Source organism: Enterobacter sp. B79-1, assembly GCF_057444735.1.
Window position 1 is genome coordinate 11,091 of sequence record NZ_JBYAZJ010000014.1, and the last position, 15,221, is coordinate 26,311.

Genomic DNA, 15,221 nt, shown 5'->3' on the forward strand with positions numbered 1-15,221 from the left:
TCCTTCTCAGTAAAACCTTAACCTGTGATCCGGTTACTCGTCAGCAATGCTTGCCGGTGGCCAATTTTCCAGGCGCATGCCCAGAGACAGACCACGTGAAGCCAGCACGTCTTTAATCTCAGTAAGAGATTTTTTACCCAGGTTCGGCGTTTTCAGCAACTCAACCTCGGTACGCTGTACCAGATCACCGATATAGTGGATAGCTTCTGCCTTAAGGCAGTTAGCAGAGCGGACAGTCAATTCCAGATCGTCAACAGGGCGCAGCAGGATCGGATCGAATTCTGGTTTCTCTTCTTTCACTTCCGGCTGACGTACATCACGTAAGTCAACGAAAGCTTCCAGTTGTTCTGCCAGGATGGTTGCCGCACGACGAATCGCCTCTTCAGGATCGATTGTGCCGTTGGTTTCCATTTCGATGACCAGCTTGTCCAGGTCGGTACGCTGTTCTACACGCGCTGCTTCAACATTGTAGGCAATACGCTCTACAGGGCTGTAGCATGCGTCGACCAGCAGACGGCCGATTGGGCGCTCATCTTCTTCCGAATGAATTCGGGCAGAAGCCGGCACATAACCACGACCGCGCTGAACTTTGATACGCATGCTAATAGCTGCGTTCTCATCGGTCAGGTGGCAGATCACGTGCTGCGGCTTGACGATTTCAACATCACCGTCGTGGGTGATGTCGGCTGCAGTCACAGGGCCAATGCCAGATTTATTCAGAGTAAGAATAACTTCATCTTTACCCTGAACTCTCACCGCCAGCCCTTTCAGGTTGAGCAGGATTTCAAGGATATCTTCCTGAACGCCTTCTTTGGTGCTGTACTCATGAAGTACACCATCAATCTCAACCTCGGTCACCGCGCAACCCGGCATCGATGAGAGCAGAATACGGCGCAGTGCGTTACCCAGAGTATGGCCAAAGCCACGCTCTAAAGGCTCAAGGGTCACCTTGGCGTGCGTCGAACTCACTTGCTCGATATCTACCAGGCGCGGTTTTAGAAACTCTGTCACAGAACCCTGCATTGTGTCCTCTCTTTGGTACTAAGCTTTACTTGGAGTAAAGCTCGACGATCAGGTGTTCGTTAATGTCCGCAGACAGATCAGAACGTTCTGGCTGACGCTTGAACGTACCTTCCATCTTGCCAGCATCAACTTCCAGCCAGGTTGGCTTTTCACGCTGCTCAGCCAGCTCCAGAGCGGCCTTCACGCGAGATTGCTTTTTCGCTTTCTCACGAATGCTAACAACGTCATTCGCTTTAACCTGATAAGAAGCGATGTTAACAACACGACCGTTTACCATGATTGCTTTGTGGCTAACCAGCTGACGTGATTCAGCACGAGTAGCGCCGAAGCCCATACGGTATACAACGTTGTCCAGACGACCTTCCAGCAGAGCCAGCAGGTTTTCACCTGTGTTGCCTTTCAGACGTGCTGCTTCTTTATAGTAGTTACGGAACTGACGCTCCAGCACACCGTAGGTACGGCGAACTTTTTGCTTTTCACGCAACTGCACACCATAGTCAGACAGACGCGGTTTACGCGCACCGTGCTGGCCAGGAGCTTGTTCAATTTTACACTTGGTATCGATCGCGCGAACGCCAGACTTAAGGAATAAGTCGGTGCCCTCACGACGGCTCAGCTTGAGCTTAGGACCCAAATATCTTGCCATTTTCTATCTCCAACTAACCTAAAAAACGGAGCGTTATACGCGACGTTTTTTCGGCGGACGACAACCGTTATGAGGGATCGGAGTCACATCAGTAATATTAGTGATGCGGAAACCAGCGGCGTTCAGAGCGCGAACAGTAGATTCACGACCCGGACCCGGACCTTTAACCATAACTTCCAGATTCTTGATGCCGTATTCTTTTACGGCTTCAGCGCAACGCTCTGCTGCAACCTGAGCTGCGAACGGAGTGGATTTGCGAGAACCACGGAAACCGGAACCACCGGCTGTTGCCCAACCCAATGCGTTACCCTGACGATCAGTAATAGTAACGATGGTGTTGTTGAAAGAAGCATGGATATGAGCCACGCCGTCAGAGACTTGTTTTCTTACACGTTTACGTGCACGAACTGGTGCCTTTGCCATTATTCAATCACCCCGATTATTTCTTGATCGGTTTGCGCGGACCCTTACGGGTACGTGCGTTGGTCTTAGTACGCTGACCGCGCACTGGCAGACCACGACGATGACGCAAACCGCGATAGCAACCAAGATCCATCAGGCGCTTGATGCTCATGCTGATTTCACGGCGCAGATCACCTTCAACGACAAATTTGGCAACTTCGTCACGCAGCGTGTCGATTTGTTCTTCAGACAGCTCACTGATCTTAACATCTTCAGCGATACCCGCTGCAGCCAGAATGGCTTTAGAACGGGTCTTGCCGACGCCGTAGATCGAAGTTAATGCGATCACAGCATGTTTCTGATCAGGAATGTTAATGCCTGCTATACGGGCCACTATGCACTCCTACTATTTAATATGTACGCACCATGCTGAAAAGCCCGTTTTCAGGATACTCAAATGGAAACGTACAGACATACAAAAGATTGGCTGGCTAATCTAGCCAGCTCAACCCAACTTTGCAAGAAAAATATGCGAAATAATCAGCCTTGGCGCTGTTTATGCTTCGGCTCGGCACTGCAAATCACACGGATGACACCATCACGCTTAACGATTTTGCAGTTACGGCATAATTTCTTGACGGAAGCACGAACTTTCATTTTTACTCTCCGTAACTTCTCAGGCGACCATTTAGCGGCCGTAGCCTTTCAGGTTCGCCTTCTTCAATGCAGACTCATACTGACTGGACATCATCAGAGTTTGCACTTGAGCCATAAAGTCCATAATCACGACAACAACGATAAGCAGTGAGGTCCCACCGAAGTAGAACGGTACTTTCATTGCATCACGCATGAACTCCGGGATCAGGCAGATAAAAGTAATATAAAGCGCACCAACCAAAGTCAGGCGAGTCATTACTTTATCGATATACTTCGCCGTTTGCTCTCCCGGACGAATTCCTGGTACAAATGCACCGGACTTCTTCAGGTTATCTGCTGTTTCACGCGGGTTGAAAACCAACGCCGTGTAGAAGAAACAGAAGAAGATGATCGCAGACGCATAGAGTAACACATAAAGTGGTTGCCCAGGCTGCAAATACAGCGAAATTGTTGTCAGCCAGTTCCAACCAGTACCGCCCCCGAACCATGACGCGATGGTTGCCGGGAACAGAATAATACTGGAAGCGAAGATAGCCGGGATAACCCCCGCCATATTCACTTTCAGCGGTAAATGTGTGCTCTGTGCAGCATAGACACGACGACCCTGCTGACGTTTAGCGTAGTTCACCACAATGCGGCGTTGACCACGTTCAACGAAGACAACAAAGAACGTCACTGCAAATACTAATACTGCAACCAACAGCAACAGGAGGAAGTGCAGGTCGCCTTGACGCGCTTGCTCGATAGTATGGGCGATGGCTGGCGGGAGACCCGCAACAATACCGGCGAAGATGATGATTGAGATACCGTTGCCGATACCACGCTCAGTAATCTGTTCGCCGAGCCACATCAGGAACATCGTCCCTGTGACCAGACTTACAACAGCGGTGAAATAGAATGCAAAGCCCGGGTTTAACACCAGGCCCTGCATACCAGGCATATTCGGAAGACCGGTAGCAATACCGATCGACTGGAATATTGCCAGCACCAGAGTGCCGTAACGGGTGTACTGGCTAATCTTACGACGTCCAGACTCCCCTTCTTTCTTCAGCTCTGCCAGGGCCGGATGAACGACCGTCAGCAGTTGGATAATAATTGATGCCGAAATGTACGGCATAATACCCAGTGCAAAGATAGAAGCACGGCTGAGAGCACCACCAGAGAACATGTTGAACATTTCAATGATGGTGCCTCGCTGTTGCTCAAGCAGTTTGGCAAGTACAGCGGCATCGATACCAGGGATCGGAATAAAAGAGCCAATACGGAACACAATCAGCGCGCCGATAACAAACAGCAGTCTGCGTTTCAGCTCGCCAAATCCACCTTTGGCACTTTGAAAATCTAATCCCGGTTGCTTAGCCATCTGCTACTTATTCCTCAATTTTACCGCCAGCAGCTTCGATAGCAGCACGAGCACCTTTAGTAACACGCAGGCCACGAACAGTTACCGGAGTAGAAACTTCACCAGCCAGGATCACTTTCGCGAACTCGATCTGGATACCGATAATGTTTGCTGCTTTCAGCGTGTTCAGGTCTACAACGCCGCCTTCAACTTTCGCCAGGTCAGACAGACGGATTTCCGCTGTGATCGCTGCTTTGCGAGAGGTGAAGCCGAACTTCGGCAGACGACGGTACAGTGGCATCTGGCCACCCTCGAAACCGCGACGTACGCCACCGCCAGAACGAGAGTTCTGACCTTTGTGACCACGACCACCGGTTTTGCCGAGGCCAGAACCGATACCACGACCCAGGCGTTTACCCGCCTTTTTAGAGCCTTCGGCCGGAGACAGAGTATTTAAACGCATCTCTTACTCCTCAACTTTAACCATGAAGTAAACCGCGTTGACCATACCACGAACAGCAGGAGTATCCTCGCGCTCAACGGTATGACCAATACGACGCAGACCCAGGCCAAGCAGCGTTGCCTTGTGTTTCGGCAGACGACCGATTGCACTGCGGGTTTGAGTGATTTTAATAGTCTTTGCCATGGTCAATTACCCCAGAATTTCTTCAACGGATTTACCACGCTTGGCAGCGACCATTTCTGGAGAATTCATATTTTCCAGGCCATCAATAGTTGCACGAACCACGTTGATCGGGTTGGTGGAACCATATGCTTTAGCCAGAACGTTATGAACTCCAGCAACTTCCAGAACGGCGCGCATTGCACCACCGGCGATGATACCGGTACCTTCTGAAGCTGGCTGCATGAATACACGAGAACCCGTGTGAACACCTTTAACTGGGTGTTGCAGGGTGCCGTTGTTCAGCGCGACGTTAATCATATTGCGACGGGCTTTTTCCATCGCTTTCTGGATCGCTGCTGGAACTTCACGCGCTTTACCGTAACCAAAACCAACGCGACCGTTACCATCACCAACTACAGTCAGAGCTGTGAAGGAGAAAATACGACCACCTTTTACGGTTTTAGATACGCGGTTAACCGCGATCAGCTTTTCCTGCAGTTCGCCAGCCTGTTTTTCGATGTGAGCCATCTTACACCTCTACCTTAGAACTGAAGGCCAGCTTCACGGGCAGCATCTGCCAGTGCCTGGACACGACCATGATATTGGAACCCGGAACGGTCAAAGGAAACATTGCTGATGCCTTTTTCCAGAGCGCGTTCAGCAACAGCTTTACCTACAGCTGCAGCGGCGTCTTTGTTACCGGTGTACTTCAATTGTTCTGAGATAGCTTTTTCTACAGTAGAAGCAGCTACCAGAACTTCAGAACCGTTCGGTGCAATTACCTGTGCGTAAATATGACGCGGGGTACGATGTACCACCAGGCGAGTTGCACCCAGCTCTTTGAGCTTGCGGCGTGCGCGGGTCGCACGACGGATACGAGCAGATTTCTTATCCATAGTGTTACCTTACTTCTTCTTAGCCTCTTTGGTACGCACGACTTCGTCGGCGTAACGAACACCCTTACCTTTATAAGGCTCAGGACGACGGTAGGCGCGCAGATCTGCTGCAACCTGACCGATCAGCTGTTTATCAGCGCCTTTCAGCACGATTTCAGTTTGAGTCGGACATTCTGCAGTGATACCGGCCGGCAGCGGATGCTCAACAGGGTGTGAGAAGCCCAGAGACAGGCCTACTGCATTCCCTTTGATAGCTGCACGATAACCTACACCAACCAGCTGAAGCTTTTTAGTGAAGCCTTCGGTAACACCAACAACCATTGAGTTCAGCAGGGCACGCGCGGTACCAGCCTGAGCCCATCCATCCACGAAACCATCACGTGGACCGAAGGTCAGAGCGTTATCTGCATGTTTAACTTCAACAGCTTTGTTGAGGGTACGAGTCAGCTCGCCGTTTTTACCTTTGATCGTAATAACCTGACCGTCGATTTTTACATCAACGCCGGCAGGAATAACGACCGGTGCTTTAGCAACACGAGACATTCTTTCCTCCGATTAGGCTACGTAGCAGATAATTTCGCCACCAAGACCAGCCTGGCGCGCTGCACGATCAGTCATAACACCTTTTGAGGTAGAAACAACTGCGATACCAAGGCCAGCCATAACTTTCGGCAGCTCATCTTTTTTCTTATAGATGCGCAGACCTGGGCGGCTGACACGCTGAATGCTTTCTACAACAGCTTTACCCTGGAAATACTTGAGAGTAAGTTCCAGTTCCGGCTTGGTGTCGCCTTCAACTTTAAAATCTTCGATAAAACCTTCTTCCTTCAGCACGTTGGCAATTGCCACTTTCAGCTTGGCGGAAGGCATGGTGACCGCAACTTTGTTCGCGGCCTGACCGTTACGGATACGGGTCAGCATATCCGCGATCGGATCTTGCATGCTCATCTGTCTTTACTCCCGTGATTCAATTGGTAATTACCAGCTAGCCTTTTTCAAGCCTGGTACTTCACCGCGCATGGCGGCTTCACGCAGTTTGATACGGCTCAACCCAAACTTGCCCACATAACCATGTGGACGACCTGTTTGACGACAGCGGTTACGCTGACGAGACGGGCTGGAATCACGCGGCAGAGACTGCAGCTTGAGAACCGCATTCCAACGATCTTCGTCGGAAGCGTTCACATCAGAAATGATCGCTTTCAGTTCAGCGCGTTTAGCGAAGAATTTATCAGCTAAAGCTACGCGCTTTACTTCGCGTGCTTTCATTGATTGCTTAGCCATTCAGTAACCCTACCTTACTTGCGGAACGGGAAGTCAAAGGCAGCCAGCAGAGCACGGCCTTCTTCGTCAGATTTCGCAGTAGTGGTAATGGTAATATCCAAACCACGCACGCGGTCGACTTTATCGTAGTCGATTTCTGGGAAGATGATCTGCTCACGGACACCCATGCTGTAGTTACCACGACCGTCGAAAGACTTAGCGGACAAGCCACGGAAGTCACGGATACGTGGAACAGCAATAGTGATCAGGCGCTCAAAGAACTCCCACATGCGTTCGCCACGCAGAGTTACTTTACAGCCGATCGGATAGCCCTGACGGATTTTGAAGCCTGCAACAGATTTGCGTGCTTTGGTGATCAGCGGTTTTTGACCGGAGATTGCTGTCAGGTCAGCTGCTGCGTTATCCAGCAGTTTCTTGTCAGCGATCGCTTCACCAACACCCATGTTCAGGGTGATCTTCTCGACCCGAGGGACTTGCATGACAGAATTGTAGTTAAACTCAGTCATGAGTTTGTTAACTACTTCGTCTTTGTAGTAATCATGCAGTTTCGCCATCGTACTACTCCAAATTACTTGATAGTTTCGCTGTTAGACTTGAAGAAACGGACTTTTTTGCCGTCTTCGAATCTAAAGCCTACACGGTCAGCCTTGCCGGTAGCCGCATTGAAGATTGCAACGTTAGAAACCTGAATAGCAGCTTCTTTTTCAACGATGCCACCTGGTTGGTTCAGGGCCGGAACCGGCTTCTGATGTTTCTTAACCAGGTTGATACCTTCAACGACAAGTTTGCCGGAAGACAGAACATTTTTTACTTTACCGCGTTTACCTTTATCTTTACCGGTTAACACGATAACTTCGTCATCACGACGGATTTTCGCTGCCATGATTCGCTCCTTAGAGTACTTCTGGTGCCAGAGAGATAATTTTCATGAACTTTTCAGTACGAAGTTCACGAGTTACCGGCCCAAAGATACGCGTGCCGATAGGCTGCTCGCTGTTATTGTTTAAAATAACGCATGCATTACCATCGAAGCGAATGACAGAACCGTCAGGGCGACGAACACCCTTCCTGGTGCGCACCACTACCGCTTTCAGCACATCACCTTTTTTGACCTTACCACGTGGAATTGCTTCCTTGATGGTGATCTTGATGATGTCGCCTACGCCTGCGTAGCGACGGTGCGAGCCACCCAGAACCTTGATACACATTACGCGACGTGCACCGGAGTTGTCGGCGACGTTCAGCATAGTCTGTTCTTGGATCATTTCAGTGCTCCGCTAATGTCAACTACTACCTGAGACTCTAAAATCAGAGCCGTTAAAAAGCCCCATATCGAGGGCGCGGCATTATAACACCGCTTCTACAATATGGGTAGAAAAAATAAACGGCTCATCGCTGAGCCGTTTATTCGTATTGAGAATGCGTACTGTATTACAGAACCGCTTTCTCTACAACGCGAACCAGCGTCCAGGACTTAGTCTTGGACAGTGGACGGCATTCACGGATTTCAACCTTGTCGCCGATACCACATTCGTTGTTCTCGTCATGTACGTGCAGTTTGGTCGTACGTTTGATGAATTTACCGTAGATCGGGTGTTTCACAATACGTTCGATAGCTACAACAATGGATTTCTCCATTTTGTCGCTAACAACACGACCTTGCAGAGTACGGATTTTATCGGTCATTACGCACCCGCCTTCTGAGTCAGTAAAGTCTTAACGCGTGCAACATTGCGACGCACTTGCTTCAGCAGGTGAGTCTGTTGCAGCTGGCCACTTGCAGCCTGCATACGCAGGTTGAACTGCTCACGCAGCAGGTTCAGCAGCTCAGCGTTCAGCTCTTCAACGCTTTTTTCACGCAGCTCTTTTGCTTTCATTACATCACCGTCTTAGTTACAAAGGTGGTTTTGATAGGCAGTTTCGCTGCTGCCAGGCCGAAGGCTTCACGGGCCAGCTCTTCCGGAACACCGTCCATTTCATAAAGGACTTTGCCCGGTTGGATCAAGGCAACCCAGTACTCCACGTTACCTTTACCTTTACCCATACGAACTTCCAGTGGCTTCTCGGTGATCGGTTTGTCCGGGAATACACGGATCCAGATCTTACCTTGACGCTTAACTGCACGGGTCATTGCACGACGTGCTGCTTCGATCTGACGTGCAGTCAGACGACCACGGCCAACAGCTTTCAGACCGAAAGTGCCGAAGCTAACATCCGTACCCTGCGCCAGACCACGGTTGCGGCCTTTGTGCACTTTACGGAATTTTGTACGCTTTGGTTGTAACATCAGCGACGCTCCTTATTTACGGCCTTTACGCTGCTGCTTTTTAGGTTGAGCAGCCGGTTTTTCCGGTTGTTCAACAGCAGCCATACCACCCAGGATCTCACCTTTGAAGATCCATACCTTAACGCCGATTACACCGTAAGTGGTGTGCGCTTCAGAGGTGTTGTAGTCAATGTCAGCACGCAGAGTGTGCAGCGGTACGCGACCTTCGCGGTACCATTCGGTACGTGCGATTTCCGCGCCGCCCAGACGGCCGCTAACTTCAACTTTGATACCTTTAGCGCCCAGACGCATTGCGTTCTGTACAGCACGCTTCATAGCACGACGGAACATCACGCGACGTTCCAGCTGTGAAGTGATGCTGTCAGCAACCAATTTAGCGTCCAGTTCAGGCTTACGAACTTCAGCGATATTGATCTGTGCAGGAACGCCAGCGATATCCGCTACGACCTTGCGCAGTTTTTCTACGTCTTCGCCTTTCTTACCGATAACGATGCCAGGACGAGCAGTGTGAATAGTCACACGGATGCTCTTAGCTGGACGCTCGATAACGATACGAGATACAGACGCTTTAGCCAGTTCCTTAGTCAGGTACTGACGTACTTTAAAATCGCTGTCCAGGTTGTCAGCGAATTCTTTGGTGTTCGCAAACCAGGTAGAGTTCCATGGTTTTACAATACCCAGGCGAATACCATTAGGATGTACTTTCTGACCCATTGCTAGTCTCCAGAGTCTCAGCGATCGGACACAACCACAGTAATGTGGCTGGTGCGCTTCAGGATGCGATCTGCACGACCTTTCGCACGCGGCATAATGCGCTTCATGCTTGGGCCTTCATCTACGAAAATTTTCGCGACTTTCAGATCGTCGATGTCAGCGCCATCGTTGTGTTCAGCGTTAGCAATGGCAGATTCCAGTACTTTCTTGACCAATACCGCAGCTTTCTTGTTGGTATAGGTCAGGATGTCCAGGGCCTGCGACACTTTCTTACCGCGAATCAGGTCAGCAACAAGGCGAACCTTCTGTGCAGAAGAACGAGCATGGCGATGTTGAGCTAAAGTTTCCATCTCTTCCTCCTACCTTATTTCTTCTTCGCTTTTTTATCAGCAGCGTGGCCGCGATAAGTACGAGTCGGTGCGAATTCACCCAGTTTGTGACCAACCATTTCGTCGGTAACAAAGACTGGAACGTGCTGACGACCATTATGGACAGCGATGGTCAAACCGATCATGTTAGGAAAGATCGTTGAACGACGGGACCAAGTGCGCAGGGGCTTCTTGTCTCCGCTTTCCACCGCTTTCTCTACCTTCTTCAGCAAGTGCAGGTCAATAAAAGGACCTTTCTTGAGAGAACGTGGCATGGCTTATCCTCTAAAATTATTTGCTACGGCGACGTACGATAAATTTATCAGTACGCTTGTTGCTGCGGGTCTTCTTACCTTTGGTCTGAACGCCCCACGGAGATACCGGGTGCTTACCAAAGTTACGACCTTCACCACCACCATGTGGGTGGTCGACTGGGTTCATCGCAGTACCGCGAACGGTAGGACGAACACCACGCCAGCGTGCAGCACCTGCTTTACCCAGAACGCGCAGCATATGCTCAGCATTGCCAACTTCGCCCAGAGTAGCGCGGCAGTCTGCTTCGACTTTACGCATTTCACCAGAACGCAGACGCAGGGTGACATAAGCACCGTCGCGCGCAACGATCTGAACGTAAGTACCAGCGGAACGTGCCAGCTGACCGCCTTTACCTGGTTTCATTTCTACGTTATGAACGGTAGAACCAACCGGGATATTGCGCATCGGCAGGGTGTTACCTGCTTTGATTGCAGCATCAACGCCAGACTGAATCTGGTCGCCAGCTTTCAGGCCTTTAGGGGCCAGGATGTAACGGCGTTCGCCATCTTTGTACAGAACCAGCGCGATGTTCGCGGAACGGTTCGGATCGTACTCAAGACGCTCAACAACTGCTGGGATACCGTCTTTGTTGCGTTTGAAGTCAACAATACGATAAGCCTGCTTGTGGCCACCACCGATGTGACGAGTGGTGATACGGCCATTGTTGTTACGACCACCGGATTTGCTGTTTTTTTCCAGCAACGGAGCAAAAGGTTTGCCCTTGTGCAGCTCAGGGTTAACCACTTTAACTACGTGGCGACGACCCGGAGATGTCGGTTTACATTTAACAACTGCCATTGTATTACTCCTCCGACTTACTCAGCGCCGCCAACGAAGTCCAGATTCTGGCCTTCTTTCAGGGTGACGTAAGCTTTTTTCCAGTCGCTACGACGACCGATACGCTGTCCGTGACGTTTAACTTTCCCTTTAACAACCAGGGTGTTAACGACTTCGACTTCGACTTCAAACAGTTTCTGCACAGCAGCTTTGATTTCTGCTTTGGTCGCGTCTTTAGCAACTTTGAGAACGATGGTGTTTGTTTTTTCCATCGCAGTAGACGCTTTTTCAGAAACGTGCGGTGCGCGAAGCACCTTCAGCAGACGTTCTTCACGAATCATGCCAGCATCTCCTCAACTTGCTTAACAGCATCAGCAGTCATTACGACTTTGTCGAAGGCGATCAGGCTAACCGGGTCGATACCAGTCGCATCGCGTACGTCAACCTTGTGCAGGTTACGTGCGGCCAGGAACAGGTTCTCGTCCAGCTCACCGGTGATGATCAGCACATCTTCCAGAGCCATGTCTTTCAGTTTCTGTGCCAGCAGCTTAGTTTTAGGCGCTTCTACAGAGAATGATTCGACAACGATCAGACGATCCTGACGTACCAGTTCGGACAGGATGCTTTTCAGCGCGCCGCGGTACATCTTTTTGTTAACTTTTTGACTGTGGTCCTGTGGACGCGCAGCGAAGGTCACGCCACCTGAACGCCAGATCGGGCTCTTGATAGAACCTGAACGCGCACGGCCGGTACCTTTCTGACGCCATGGCTTTTTGCCAGAACCAGTTACTTCAGCACGAGTCTTCTGAGCACGAGTACCCTGACGAGCACCAGCTGCATAAGCAACAACAACCTGGTGAACCAGCGCTTCGTTGAAATCACGACCGAAGGTAGTTTCGGAAACAGTCAGCGCGCTCTGCGCGTCTTTCAATACTAATTCCATTGCTATCCCCTTACGCCTTCACAGCTGGTTTAACGATCAGGTCGCTACCGGTTGCACCCGGAACTGCACCTTTAACCAGCAGCAGGTTGCGCTCAGCGTCAACACGTACTACGTCCAGGCTCTGAACGGTTACACGTTCGTTACCCAGCTGACCTGCCATTTTCTTGCCTTTGAACACTTTGCCCGGAGTCTGGTTCTGACCGATAGAACCCGGAACGCGGTGAGACAAGGAGTTACCGTGAGTAGCGTCCTGGGTACGGAAGTTCCAGCGCTTAACGGTACCAGCAAAACCTTTACCTTTAGAGGTACCGGTTACGTCAACTTTTTTAACGTCAGCAAACAGCTCAACGCTAATGTCTTGACCTACGGTGAACTCTTCGCCTTCAGCAAGACGGAATTCCCACAGACCACGGCCAGCTTCAACGCCAGCTTTAGCGAAGTGACCCGCTTCTGGTTTGGTTACACGGTTAGCTTTTTTAGCACCAGTGGTCACCTGAACAGCGCGGTAGCCATCGTTAGCCAGATCTTTGATCTGAGTAACGCGGTTTGCTTCAACTTCGATTACGGTTACTGGGATAGAAACGCCATCTTCTGTGAAGATGCGGGTCATACCCACTTTTTTACCGACTAAACCAATCATTGTATCAACCTCTCAATCGCTCGATGACCTGATCAACCCAGGCTGATCTGCACGTCTACACCGGCAGCCAGATCCAGACGCATCAGAGCATCAACGGTTTTCTCAGTTGGCTCAACGATGTCAACCAGACGCTTGTGAGTGCGGATTTCGTACTGATCACGCGCGTCTTTGTTGACGTGCGGGGAGATCAGAACGGTGAAGCGCTCTTTGCGGGTCGGCAGCGGGATCGGACCGCGGACTTGCGCACCAGTGCGCTTAGCAGTCTCGACGATTTCCGCGGTTGATTGATCGATCAGACGATGATCAAACGCTTTAAGGCGGATACGGATTCTTTGGTTCTGCATGAGACCAGAGCTCCAATTATTTTATAAACGAAAATGATTACTCCTCAAACCCATTACGATTGATGGGAGAGTGTAACCGTTCTTACGTAGCTCCCCAATTGGGAGCATTGTTGAGTAACAAAATGAGTTACTCCGGTTCAGTTCGAACCAGCCGTCAATTACGACAAGCCCGCGCATTATACGTAAATCAGAGAAAGACGCAAGTGCCGTTTAGAAATTAAGCGCTAAAGGCGCGGTATGCGTAAGGACTCGCAACTTTTTACGCAATGTATCCCTTATCGAATCTTTGTCTGGAGCCCCTACGCAATTGTGGTTTTTGTAGATTGTCGGACAGGCCGATTATAACGAGGATGCGCTCAAACCCTGTTGAGGCCTTTTCCATGTTAACTATCCTCCCCTTTCTGCTGTTCTATTTTTCGCTGACTGCCTTTCTTGTATACGCAGATATCCGCTGCGGCCTGCTCCCCGATAAATTTCTCTGCCCACTACTGTGGGTGGGCTTGCTCTTTCAGCTCTGTATCCATCCTGATTTTCTGCCGAGTGCGGTGGTGGGTGCGATGGCAGGATATGTCGGCTTTGCCGCTATTTACTGGGGCTATCGGTTTATCTTTCGCCGCGAAGGGATGGGCTATGGCGATGTTAAATATCTGGCAGCGCTGGGCGCCTGGCATGGCTGGTGCGTATTACCGCTGCTGGCGTTGGTCGCCGCGCTGATGGCACTTTTGTGTCTTCTCATCCTATCTTTAGTTCACCCTGATAAACAGACATTAAAAAACCCACTGCCTTTTGGGCCATTTCTGGCGGCAGCGGGTTTATGCGTTGGCTGGGAAAACCTGATTAGCTTTCCACTTTGATCTGCGACTGAAGGTAATTCTGTAGGCCAATTTTGGTAATGAGATCCAGTTCAGTCTCCAGCCAGTCAATATGGCCTTCTTCGTCGGCGAGGATCTGGATCATCATGTCACGACTAACATAATCATGGACGCTGTCAGCATAGGCGATGGCTTCACGAAGATCTCTTGCGCCTTCGAGCTCCAGTCTGAGATCGGAACGCAGCATCTCCTCAACATCTTCACCAATGCCCAGCTTGCCAAGATCCTGCAAGTTTGGAATGCCTTCGAGGAATAAAATACGCTCAATATATTTATCGGCGTGCTTCATCTCATCGATGGACTCATGGTATTCGACATCATTGAGGCGAGTCAGTCCCCAGTTTTTGAACATTCTTGCATGGAGAAAATACTGATTGATTGCGACAAGCTCATTTCCCAATAATTTATTGAGATAACTTATGATTTTAACATCACCTTTCATTATATAGTCCCTCCGCTTCCACTCATTGAAGCGTAGATCGGGCTACAAGGATGTCAAAAAAAAGATACGGGCTTACGCGATCTCTTTGAATTCCGGGATCTGCATCAATTCGTCCTGCATAATCTCACGCGCTGCGCGAACGCATTTACCGCATTGATTTCCCACCGGAACAAACTTGCGAAGCTGCTGGAATGACTGTGGCTGAAACTGGCGAACGGCCTGACGTATTTTTTTGTCACTCACACCATTACATAAACAAACGTACATAAAAACTCCCGTTCAAAATATGCGCAAAGTGTAAGTGAGAATGGTTATGATTACAATAGCACAAACGCCGGGATGCGAGACGGAAGCAGGCAAAAAATGCGAAAATTTGTGACAGGTTCAAACCGCCAGAAAACAAAAAAGGACGCCGAAGCGTCCTTTTTTCATTCAGGGATAATTAATTAGCCCAGAACTTTAGCAACAACGCCCGCGCCAACGGTACGACCGCCTTCACGGATTGCGAAACGCAGACCGTCGTCCATCGCGATTGGGTGGATCAGAGTCACAACCATCTTGATGTTGTCGCCTGGCATTACCATCTCAACGCCTTCTGGCAGTTCGATGGTACCGGTCACGTCAGTTGTACGGAAGTAGAACTG

General features: G+C 50.1%; 31 protein-coding genes. 1 reads left to right on the forward strand and 30 read right to left on the reverse strand.

The features are described from left to right. Window positions 1-33: 33 nt before the first annotated feature. The 27 genes from AC2T6E_RS22365 to rpsJ all read right to left on the reverse strand — a co-directional run bounded on the left by AC2T6E_RS22365 (window position 34) and on the right by rpsJ (window position 13,263). A complete protein-coding gene (locus tag AC2T6E_RS22365) occupies window positions 34-1,023 on the reverse strand; it encodes a DNA-directed RNA polymerase subunit alpha (RefSeq protein WP_002919219.1) in 990 nt (329 codons plus the stop codon). Between the two features lie 25 nt (window positions 1,024-1,048). Next, window positions 1,049-1,669 carry a 30S ribosomal protein S4 gene (rpsD, locus tag AC2T6E_RS22370; RefSeq protein WP_042717062.1) on the reverse strand — a complete coding sequence of 207 codons (621 nt, stop codon included), beginning with the start codon at window positions 1,667-1,669 and terminating at the stop codon, window positions 1,049-1,051. Between the two features lie 33 nt (window positions 1,670-1,702). Next, complete coding sequence (rpsK, locus tag AC2T6E_RS22375) at window positions 1,703-2,092, reverse strand: 30S ribosomal protein S11 (protein WP_003863312.1); 390 nt, start codon at window positions 2,090-2,092, stop codon at window positions 1,703-1,705. 16 nt (window positions 2,093-2,108) lie between these two features. Continuing rightward, window positions 2,109-2,465, reverse strand: a complete 357-nt coding sequence (rpsM, locus tag AC2T6E_RS22380) for a 30S ribosomal protein S13 (RefSeq protein ID WP_003863308.1) — start codon at window positions 2,463-2,465, stop codon at window positions 2,109-2,111. Window positions 2,466-2,611: 146 nt separating this feature from the next. After that, window positions 2,612-2,728, reverse strand: a complete 117-nt coding sequence (gene rpmJ / locus AC2T6E_RS22385; RefSeq protein ID WP_000868187.1) for a 50S ribosomal protein L36 — start codon at window positions 2,726-2,728, stop codon at window positions 2,612-2,614. Between the two features lie 31 nt (window positions 2,729-2,759). Further along, the gene (gene secY / locus AC2T6E_RS22390) at window positions 2,760-4,091 is read right to left on the reverse strand and encodes a preprotein translocase subunit SecY (RefSeq protein WP_003863305.1); all 1,332 of its coding nucleotides are present in this window, start codon (window positions 4,089-4,091) and stop codon (window positions 2,760-2,762) included. A 7-nt stretch (window positions 4,092-4,098) separates the two neighbouring features. Beyond that, complete coding sequence (gene rplO / locus AC2T6E_RS22395; protein WP_003863304.1) at window positions 4,099-4,533, reverse strand: 50S ribosomal protein L15; 435 nt, start codon at window positions 4,531-4,533, stop codon at window positions 4,099-4,101. A 3-nt stretch (window positions 4,534-4,536) separates the two neighbouring features. After that, window positions 4,537-4,716 (reverse strand): 50S ribosomal protein L30, encoded by a 180-nt coding sequence (gene rpmD, locus AC2T6E_RS22400; RefSeq protein WP_003863301.1) that lies wholly within the window; start codon window positions 4,714-4,716, stop codon window positions 4,537-4,539. Between the two features lie 6 nt (window positions 4,717-4,722). Continuing rightward, window positions 4,723-5,223 carry a 30S ribosomal protein S5 gene (gene rpsE, locus AC2T6E_RS22405; RefSeq protein WP_003863299.1) on the reverse strand — a complete coding sequence of 167 codons (501 nt, stop codon included), beginning with the start codon at window positions 5,221-5,223 and terminating at the stop codon, window positions 4,723-4,725. 14 nt (window positions 5,224-5,237) lie between these two features. Then, window positions 5,238-5,591: a 50S ribosomal protein L18 gene (gene rplR, locus AC2T6E_RS22410; protein WP_003863297.1), complete on the reverse strand. Its 354-nt coding sequence runs from the start codon at window positions 5,589-5,591 to the stop codon at window positions 5,238-5,240. 9 nt (window positions 5,592-5,600) lie between these two features. Next, window positions 5,601-6,134, reverse strand: a complete 534-nt coding sequence (gene rplF, locus AC2T6E_RS22415) for a 50S ribosomal protein L6 (protein WP_003863296.1) — start codon at window positions 6,132-6,134, stop codon at window positions 5,601-5,603. A 12-nt stretch (window positions 6,135-6,146) separates the two neighbouring features. Then, window positions 6,147-6,539: a 30S ribosomal protein S8 gene (rpsH, locus tag AC2T6E_RS22420; RefSeq protein WP_006178918.1), complete on the reverse strand. Its 393-nt coding sequence runs from the start codon at window positions 6,537-6,539 to the stop codon at window positions 6,147-6,149. Window positions 6,540-6,569: 30 nt separating this feature from the next. Next, entirely contained in the window at window positions 6,570-6,875 is a 306-nt protein-coding gene (gene rpsN / locus AC2T6E_RS22425) for a 30S ribosomal protein S14 (protein ID WP_003863291.1), read from the reverse strand. A 14-nt stretch (window positions 6,876-6,889) separates the two neighbouring features. Then, window positions 6,890-7,429 (reverse strand): 50S ribosomal protein L5, encoded by a 540-nt coding sequence (gene rplE / locus AC2T6E_RS22430; RefSeq protein ID WP_001096206.1) that lies wholly within the window; start codon window positions 7,427-7,429, stop codon window positions 6,890-6,892. A 14-nt stretch (window positions 7,430-7,443) separates the two neighbouring features. Next, window positions 7,444-7,758, reverse strand: a complete 315-nt coding sequence (gene rplX / locus AC2T6E_RS22435) for a 50S ribosomal protein L24 (protein ID WP_003863287.1) — start codon at window positions 7,756-7,758, stop codon at window positions 7,444-7,446. A 10-nt stretch (window positions 7,759-7,768) separates the two neighbouring features. Continuing rightward, the gene (gene rplN, locus AC2T6E_RS22440; RefSeq protein ID WP_004160583.1) at window positions 7,769-8,140 is read right to left on the reverse strand and encodes a 50S ribosomal protein L14; all 372 of its coding nucleotides are present in this window, start codon (window positions 8,138-8,140) and stop codon (window positions 7,769-7,771) included. Between the two features lie 166 nt (window positions 8,141-8,306). Beyond that, window positions 8,307-8,561, reverse strand: a complete 255-nt coding sequence (rpsQ, locus tag AC2T6E_RS22445; protein WP_008503489.1) for a 30S ribosomal protein S17 — start codon at window positions 8,559-8,561, stop codon at window positions 8,307-8,309. Next, complete coding sequence (gene rpmC, locus AC2T6E_RS22450; protein ID WP_003863282.1) at window positions 8,561-8,752, reverse strand: 50S ribosomal protein L29; 192 nt, start codon at window positions 8,750-8,752, stop codon at window positions 8,561-8,563. Before rpmC ends, rpsQ begins: the two co-directional genes overlap by 1 nt. Next, on the reverse strand, window positions 8,752-9,162 hold the full coding sequence (rplP, locus tag AC2T6E_RS22455) for a 50S ribosomal protein L16 (protein ID WP_002919759.1): 411 nt from the start codon (window positions 9,160-9,162) through the stop codon (window positions 8,752-8,754). Before rplP ends, rpmC begins: the two co-directional genes overlap by 1 nt. Window positions 9,163-9,174: 12 nt before the next feature. After that, window positions 9,175-9,876, reverse strand: coding sequence for a 30S ribosomal protein S3 (gene rpsC, locus AC2T6E_RS22460; protein ID WP_000529945.1), 702 nt, complete (start codon window positions 9,874-9,876; stop codon window positions 9,175-9,177). A gap of 17 nt (window positions 9,877-9,893) precedes the next feature. Further along, window positions 9,894-10,226 carry a 50S ribosomal protein L22 gene (gene rplV, locus AC2T6E_RS22465; protein ID WP_002919773.1) on the reverse strand — a complete coding sequence of 111 codons (333 nt, stop codon included), beginning with the start codon at window positions 10,224-10,226 and terminating at the stop codon, window positions 9,894-9,896. Between the two features lie 14 nt (window positions 10,227-10,240). Continuing rightward, window positions 10,241-10,519 (reverse strand): 30S ribosomal protein S19, encoded by a 279-nt coding sequence (rpsS, locus tag AC2T6E_RS22470; protein ID WP_001138117.1) that lies wholly within the window; start codon window positions 10,517-10,519, stop codon window positions 10,241-10,243. A gap of 16 nt (window positions 10,520-10,535) precedes the next feature. After that, window positions 10,536-11,357 (reverse strand): 50S ribosomal protein L2, encoded by an 822-nt coding sequence (gene rplB / locus AC2T6E_RS22475; RefSeq protein ID WP_008457150.1) that lies wholly within the window; start codon window positions 11,355-11,357, stop codon window positions 10,536-10,538. A 17-nt stretch (window positions 11,358-11,374) separates the two neighbouring features. Next, entirely contained in the window at window positions 11,375-11,677 is a 303-nt protein-coding gene (gene rplW, locus AC2T6E_RS22480; RefSeq protein ID WP_000617546.1) for a 50S ribosomal protein L23, read from the reverse strand. After that, window positions 11,674-12,279, reverse strand: a complete 606-nt coding sequence (gene rplD, locus AC2T6E_RS22485) for a 50S ribosomal protein L4 (protein WP_003031119.1) — start codon at window positions 12,277-12,279, stop codon at window positions 11,674-11,676. Before rplD ends, rplW begins: the two co-directional genes overlap by 4 nt. A gap of 10 nt (window positions 12,280-12,289) precedes the next feature. Beyond that, complete coding sequence (gene rplC, locus AC2T6E_RS22490) at window positions 12,290-12,919, reverse strand: 50S ribosomal protein L3 (RefSeq protein ID WP_042714858.1); 630 nt, start codon at window positions 12,917-12,919, stop codon at window positions 12,290-12,292. Window positions 12,920-12,951: 32 nt separating this feature from the next. Next, window positions 12,952-13,263: a 30S ribosomal protein S10 gene (gene rpsJ / locus AC2T6E_RS22495; protein ID WP_001181005.1), complete on the reverse strand. Its 312-nt coding sequence runs from the start codon at window positions 13,261-13,263 to the stop codon at window positions 12,952-12,954. A 380-nt stretch (window positions 13,264-13,643) separates the two neighbouring features. Here rpsJ and AC2T6E_RS22500 point away from each other — a divergent pair, with 380 nt between their 5' ends. Beyond that, window positions 13,644-14,117 (forward strand): prepilin peptidase, encoded by a 474-nt coding sequence (locus AC2T6E_RS22500; protein ID WP_174340038.1) that lies wholly within the window; start codon window positions 13,644-13,646, stop codon window positions 14,115-14,117. On the opposite strand, the gene bfr is transcribed toward AC2T6E_RS22500, so the two are convergent. From bfr to AC2T6E_RS22515, 3 genes are all read right to left on the reverse strand, one after another. After that, complete coding sequence (gene bfr / locus AC2T6E_RS22505) at window positions 14,101-14,577, reverse strand: bacterioferritin (protein ID WP_089600728.1); 477 nt, start codon at window positions 14,575-14,577, stop codon at window positions 14,101-14,103. The two genes, AC2T6E_RS22500 and bfr, sit on opposite strands and share 17 nt — an antisense overlap. Before the next feature lie 72 nt (window positions 14,578-14,649). Further along, window positions 14,650-14,844: a bacterioferritin-associated ferredoxin gene (gene bfd / locus AC2T6E_RS22510; RefSeq protein WP_003863268.1), complete on the reverse strand. Its 195-nt coding sequence runs from the start codon at window positions 14,842-14,844 to the stop codon at window positions 14,650-14,652. Window positions 14,845-15,023: 179 nt separating this feature from the next. Beyond that, the coding region (locus tag AC2T6E_RS22515; RefSeq protein WP_047668561.1) for an EF-Tu C-terminal domain-related protein at window positions 15,024-15,221 on the reverse strand (198 nt) is incomplete at its 5' end.

Coding starts and splice junctions, on each gene's coding strand:
- rpsJ (WP_001181005.1), bottom strand. CDS start 13,263: ATGCAGAACCAAAGAATCCGTATCCGCCTTAAAGCGTTTGATCATCGT.
- rpsD (WP_042717062.1), bottom strand. CDS start 1,669: ATGGCAAGATATTTGGGTCCTAAGCTCAAGCTGAGCCGTCGTGAGGGC.
- secY (WP_003863305.1), bottom strand. CDS start 4,091: ATGGCTAAGCAACCGGGATTAGATTTTCAAAGTGCCAAAGGTGGATTT.
- rplD (WP_003031119.1), bottom strand. CDS start 12,279: ATGGAATTAGTATTGAAAGACGCGCAGAGCGCGCTGACTGTTTCCGAA.
- rpsC (WP_000529945.1), bottom strand. CDS start 9,876: ATGGGTCAGAAAGTACATCCTAATGGTATTCGCCTGGGTATTGTAAAA.
- rplO (WP_003863304.1), bottom strand. CDS start 4,533: ATGCGTTTAAATACTCTGTCTCCGGCCGAAGGCTCTAAAAAGGCGGGT.
- rpsS (WP_001138117.1), bottom strand. CDS start 10,519: ATGCCACGTTCTCTCAAGAAAGGTCCTTTTATTGACCTGCACTTGCTG.
- rplF (WP_003863296.1), bottom strand. CDS start 6,134: ATGTCTCGTGTTGCTAAAGCACCGGTCGTTATTCCTGCCGGCGTTGAT.
- rplV (WP_002919773.1), bottom strand. CDS start 10,226: ATGGAAACTTTAGCTCAACATCGCCATGCTCGTTCTTCTGCACAGAAG.
- rpsE (WP_003863299.1), bottom strand. CDS start 5,223: ATGGCTCACATCGAAAAACAGGCTGGCGAACTGCAGGAAAAGCTGATC.
- AC2T6E_RS22365 (WP_002919219.1), bottom strand. CDS start 1,023: ATGCAGGGTTCTGTGACAGAGTTTCTAAAACCGCGCCTGGTAGATATC.
- bfr (WP_089600728.1), bottom strand. CDS start 14,577: ATGAAAGGTGATGTTAAAATCATAAGTTATCTCAATAAATTATTGGGA.
- rpsH (WP_006178918.1), bottom strand. CDS start 6,539: ATGAGCATGCAAGATCCGATCGCGGATATGCTGACCCGTATCCGTAAC.
- rpsN (WP_003863291.1), bottom strand. CDS start 6,875: ATGGCTAAGCAATCAATGAAAGCACGCGAAGTAAAGCGCGTAGCTTTA.
- rpmD (WP_003863301.1), bottom strand. CDS start 4,716: ATGGCAAAGACTATTAAAATCACTCAAACCCGCAGTGCAATCGGTCGT.
- rpsK (WP_003863312.1), bottom strand. CDS start 2,092: ATGGCAAAGGCACCAGTTCGTGCACGTAAACGTGTAAGAAAACAAGTC.
- rplX (WP_003863287.1), bottom strand. CDS start 7,758: ATGGCAGCGAAAATCCGTCGTGATGACGAAGTTATCGTGTTAACCGGT.
- rplB (WP_008457150.1), bottom strand. CDS start 11,357: ATGGCAGTTGTTAAATGTAAACCGACATCTCCGGGTCGTCGCCACGTA.
- rpmC (WP_003863282.1), bottom strand. CDS start 8,752: ATGAAAGCAAAAGAGCTGCGTGAAAAAAGCGTTGAAGAGCTGAACGCT.
- rpsQ (WP_008503489.1), bottom strand. CDS start 8,561: ATGACCGATAAAATCCGTACTCTGCAAGGTCGTGTTGTTAGCGACAAA.
- rplP (WP_002919759.1), bottom strand. CDS start 9,162: ATGTTACAACCAAAGCGTACAAAATTCCGTAAAGTGCACAAAGGCCGC.
- rpmJ (WP_000868187.1), bottom strand. CDS start 2,728: ATGAAAGTTCGTGCTTCCGTCAAGAAATTATGCCGTAACTGCAAAATC.
- rplR (WP_003863297.1), bottom strand. CDS start 5,591: ATGGATAAGAAATCTGCTCGTATCCGTCGTGCGACCCGCGCACGCCGC.
- rplN (WP_004160583.1), bottom strand. CDS start 8,140: ATGATCCAAGAACAGACTATGCTGAACGTCGCCGACAACTCCGGTGCA.
- rplE (WP_001096206.1), bottom strand. CDS start 7,429: ATGGCGAAACTGCATGATTACTACAAAGACGAAGTAGTTAACAAACTC.
- bfd (WP_003863268.1), bottom strand. CDS start 14,844: ATGTACGTTTGTTTATGTAATGGTGTGAGTGACAAAAAAATACGTCAG.
- AC2T6E_RS22500 (WP_174340038.1), top strand. CDS start 13,644: ATGTTAACTATCCTCCCCTTTCTGCTGTTCTATTTTTCGCTGACTGCC.
- rplC (WP_042714858.1), bottom strand. CDS start 12,919: ATGATTGGTTTAGTCGGTAAAAAAGTGGGTATGACCCGCATCTTCACA.
- rplW (WP_000617546.1), bottom strand. CDS start 11,677: ATGATTCGTGAAGAACGTCTGCTGAAGGTGCTTCGCGCACCGCACGTT.